Below are 4,310 nucleotides of genomic sequence, written 5' to 3'. Positions count from 1 at the left end.
CATTCGACTGCATTCCTCCAGTTGGAATAGGGTCAACTGTGGGAGCGGGCTTGCCCGCGATGGGGCCCTCCAGCACACCTGAGAACTTTGCCATGAACACCCACCCCCACATCGCCCTCATCGGCGAATGCATGATCGAACTGCAACACCGCGCCGACGGCAGCCTGCACCAGAGCTTCGGCGGCGATACCCTGAACACCGCGGTTTACCTGCGCCGCGAACTGGGCGAGGTCGGCAGCGTTGACTACGTCACCGCCCTGGGCGATGACAGCTTCAGCGATGCCATGTGTGAGCATTGGCACGCCGAAGGCCTTGGCCTGGGGATGGTCCAGCGCCTGCCAGGGCGCCTGCCGGGCTTGTACTGCATCCAGACTGATGCCCAGGGCGAACGTAAATTCCTCTACTGGCGCAACGAAGCGGCCGTGCGCGACTGCTTCACTACGCCTGCCGCCGAGCCGGTCCTGGCGGCCCTGCCGTGTTATGACGTGGTGTATTTCAGCGGCATTACCCTGGCGGTGCTGGGAGATATCGGGCGTGAGCGCTTACTGCAGGCCCTGATCGAAGCCCGCCGGCGCGGCGCCAAGGTGGTGTTCGATAACAACTACCGGCCGCGGCTGTGGGCCGATGTGCAAACGGCCCGTGAGGCGTATCGCCGGGTGTTGGCCGAGGTGGACATTGCCTTGCTCACCGAGGATGACGAACGCGCGTTGTTTGGTTATGAGGATAGCGAGCAGGTGTTTGCGGCGTACCCGTCGATTGCAGAAGTGGTGCTCAAGCGGGGAGCGGATGCGTGCCTGATTCGTTGCGCGGGCGAGCGCTTCGCGGTGCCGGCGTTGAAGGTGGAGAAGGTGGTGGACACCACGGCGGCGGGGGATTCGTTCAGTGCGGCGTATTTGGCCAGTCGGCTCAAGGGTGGCTCGCCGCAAGAGGCTGCATTGGCGGGGCATCGGTTGGCGAGCCGGGTGATTCAGGTGCCGGGGGCGCTGATACCGAGATGATCACTGATCGTTCCCACGCTCTGCGTGGGAGCGCAGCCCGGGACGCTCCGCGTCCCAGAAACGGACGCAGAGCGTCCAGTGAGGCATTCCCACGCAGAGCGTAGGAACGATCGGACTGAAGCCATCCACTCAATCCCGGTAAAACACCTGCACCAAGTGATAGCCAAACTTGCTCTTGATCGGCCCGTGCACCACCTTCACCGGCTTCTTGAAGATCACCGCATCAATCGCCCCCACCATCTGCCCGGGCCGCACTTCGCCCAGGTCACCGCCACGTTTGCCCGACGGGCAGGTGGAGTACTTCTTGGCCAGCACATCAAAGGCTTCGCCCTTGGCAATGCGCTGCTTGAGTTGTTCGGCTTCTTCGCTGGTTTTCACCAGGATATGACGGGCTTGGGCTTTCATGGGGCTCTACCAGCTGTGCGACGGCGCGCGATTATGCCTGAACTCAGGCCTCGCCGCCGATCATGCTACGGATTTTGTTGGCCAACAGGTCAATGGAAAAAGGCTTGGCGACCATGTCCATGCCGTCTTCCAGGAACCCTTGGCGCTCGGCGGCTTTTTCGGCATAACCGGTCATGAACAGCACGCGCAGGCCTGGGCGATGCTGGCGGGCGATTTCCGCCAGTTGCCGGCCGTTCATGCCGGGCAAGCCAACGTCGGTCACCAGCAAGTCCACACGCAAATCCGATTCCAGCAACGGCAGCGCCGCACGGGCATCCGCCGCCTGGTGCGCGGTATAGCCCAGTTCGTCGAGTACATTGACCACCAGCATACGCACCGCCGGGTCGTCCTCGACCACCACCACCGCTTCACCGGCCAGGGCCACGGGTGCTTCGGTCAGGCTGGTGGGCAGGCTGCTTTCCAGCGCCGTGCCATACAAACGCGGCAGGTACAGGCGCACGCAGGTGCCCTGGCCGGGCTCGCTCTGGATGGTTACGTGGCCGCCGGACTGCTGGGCAAAGCCGTAGATCATCGACAACCCAAGGCCAGTGCCTTGGCCGATGGGCTTGGTGGTGAAGAACGGGTCGAAGGCCTTGGCGAGGATTTTCGGCGCCATGCCACTGCCGTTGTCGCTCACGCCAAGCATCACATAGTCGCCAGCCTTGACCGGTTCCAGAGTGGTGATGTCGGTGCCGTCCAGGTAACTGTTGGCGGTTTCGATCAGCAGCTCACCGCCGTCAGGCATGGCGTCGCGGGCGTTGATCACCAGATTGAGCAGGGCGTTTTCCAATTGGCTGGCGTCGGTATTCACCGGCCAGATGTCTTTGCCCAGTTGGACCTTGAGTTCGATATGCGCGCCCTTGGTGCGCCGGAACAGGTCTTCCAGGGACGCCACCAGTTGGTTGGGGTCGGTAGGGCGACGGTCCAGCGACTGGCGCCGCGAGAACGCCAGCAACCGGTGGGTAAGGGCGGCGGCACGATGGGCGGAGGACACGGCGGCATCGGCAAAACGGCCGATATCGTCGCTGCGCCCGGCGGCAATGTAACGCTGCATCAGGTCCAGGCTGCCGATGATGCCGGTGAGCATGTTGTTGAAGTCATGGGCGATACCGCCGGTGAGCTGGCCGACCGCTTCCATCTTCTGGGCATGGCGCAGGGCATCTTCGGCACGTTCGCGCTCGAACATCTCGTTTTGCAGGCGCTGGTTGGCTTCGGCCAGCGCCTGGGTGCGCTGGGCCACGCGTTCTTCAAGGTTCTCGTTGAGGTGGCGCAGGGCCTCTTCGGTGAGCTTGCGTTCGGTCTCGTCGATCACAAAGATATAGAAACCATTCACCGAGCCGTCACTGCTAAAGCGCGGCAAGTACTTCATCAGCGCATGGCGCGGGCGGCCATCGCGATGAGGCGTCACTGTCATGAAGCTGCACGCCTTGCCCTTGAGCGCGGCGGCGATCTTGTCTGCGCGCCCTGCGTACACCTCGTCGCCGATGACTTCGCGGATGGTTCTGCCGTACAGCTCCTGGGGCGTCTTGCCGTACCACTCGAGGTAGGCGCTGTTGTTGAGGCGAAAGCGCTGGTCGTGGTCAACGTAGCCGATCAACACCGGCATGGCGTTGATGATCAATTGCAGCTCGGTCTGGCTCTGGCGCAAGGCCTGCTCGGTGTTTTTGCGCTCGGTGAGGTCCAGCGCGGCGCCGAGGAACCGTGCCGGCCGGCCGTGATGATCCTTGTAGCAGCGGCCACGGGCGAATACCCAGCGCACCTGGCCATCGGCTTGCTGCAGGCGGTACTCTTCGGCGTATTCGGTGCCGTGGGTGATGCAATGCTTGATGCTGCGCGTCACCGTGCCCCGGTCTTCGGGATGCACGCCGTGCAGGTAGGCGCTGATGGGCAGCAGGCTTGAGTCGTTGGGGTCGACGCCATGCAGGTAGGCGAAATGGGCGTCGGCAATGAAGCGGTCTTCACCGATATCCCAATCCCAGGTGCCCACCGCGTCGGTGGCCGCCAGCGCCAGTTGCAGGCGCTGCTCGGTGTTGTGCTGGGCCTTGAGGCTCGCTTCGGAACGCTGTTGCAGTTCGAGGGTTTTGCTGCGCCGTTCATTGGTTTCAATGGCCGTGACCAGAATGCCGGCCACCCGGCAGCTTTCGTCGCGCACCGGGCTGTAGGTCAGGTCGAGCCATATCTCGGTGTCGCGGCCCTCGCGTTGCAGCACAAAGCGTTGCTCGCTGAAGGTGCGCACCTGGCCGCCGAGCACGGCGTCGTAGACCGGCGCGGCGAAGCTTTCCAGTTCGGGCCAAGTGTGGTGCGCCGGCTGGCCCAGAGCGCCGGGGTGCTTGCCGCCTATCAGGTGGGCAAAGCCATCGTTATAAAGTTGTATGAGGTGTGGGCCCCACAGCAGCACCATTGGCATGGGTGAATGCACGACGATATCGACAGCAGTGCGCAGGCTTTGCGGCCACTCACTGGCCTCACCGAGTGGGCTTTGCGCCCAGTCCAGCCGCTTGATCAGCGCAGCGGCTTCGCTACCGGTGGATGTTCCATTCATAAAAAAACCTGAGCCTGACGCTTTGAAAAATGACAACCCCCATTGTCCCAAGGAACGACAGCGGGTGACTACCCCCGAAAAATAGCATGCCTTGAGGGTTTTTCTTCAAAACGCTGCATCAGCGCTGAAACCTTTCATCTAATCGGCCAGCTCAGCCCTGTCGCGAAATTGCTCCAGCGCCTGGGGGTTGGCCAGGGCATCGGTGTTTTTAACCGGCTCGCCATGCACCACATTGCGCACCGCCAATTCGACGATTTTGCCGCTGATGGTGCGGGGGATATCCGTGACAGCGAGGATCTTCGCCGGCACGTGGCGCGGTGTGGTGT

Annotated in this window: 4 protein-coding genes; 1 reads left to right on the top strand and 3 read right to left on the bottom strand. The window is 62.8% G+C overall.

Annotation, left to right across the window (positions count from 1 at the left end; all coding sequences use genetic code 11):
* The first annotated feature begins 92 nt into the window (after positions 1-92).
* The gene (locus GIW04_RS28365; RefSeq protein WP_120248167.1) at positions 93-998 is read left to right on the top strand and encodes a sugar kinase; all 906 of its coding nucleotides are present in this window, start codon (positions 93-95) and stop codon (positions 996-998) included.
* A gap of 129 nt (positions 999-1,127) precedes the next feature.
* On the opposite strand, the gene GIW04_RS28360 is transcribed toward GIW04_RS28365, so the two are convergent.
* The 3 genes from GIW04_RS28360 to GIW04_RS28350 form a co-directional block, all read right to left on the bottom strand.
* Positions 1,128-1,403: a peptidylprolyl isomerase gene (locus tag GIW04_RS28360; protein WP_003174397.1), complete on the bottom strand. Its 276-nt coding sequence runs from the start codon at positions 1,401-1,403 to the stop codon at positions 1,128-1,130.
* A gap of 43 nt (positions 1,404-1,446) precedes the next feature.
* Positions 1,447-3,984: a PAS domain-containing hybrid sensor histidine kinase/response regulator gene (locus GIW04_RS28355; protein WP_003191814.1), complete on the bottom strand. Its 2,538-nt coding sequence runs from the start codon at positions 3,982-3,984 to the stop codon at positions 1,447-1,449.
* 138 nt (positions 3,985-4,122) lie between these two features.
* Positions 4,123-4,310: hypothetical protein (locus GIW04_RS28350; RefSeq protein ID WP_236479439.1), on the bottom strand; the 188-nt coding region annotated here is incomplete at its 5' end.

The sequence above is a fragment of the Pseudomonas sp. PA-4-8C genome (assembly GCF_021606625.1).
GTDB classification, from domain to species: Bacteria; Pseudomonadota; Gammaproteobacteria; order Pseudomonadales; family Pseudomonadaceae; genus Aquipseudomonas; species Aquipseudomonas lactis.
Note: the sequence above shows the minus strand (reverse complement) of the source record. Positions and strands in the feature narration are given on the sequence as shown.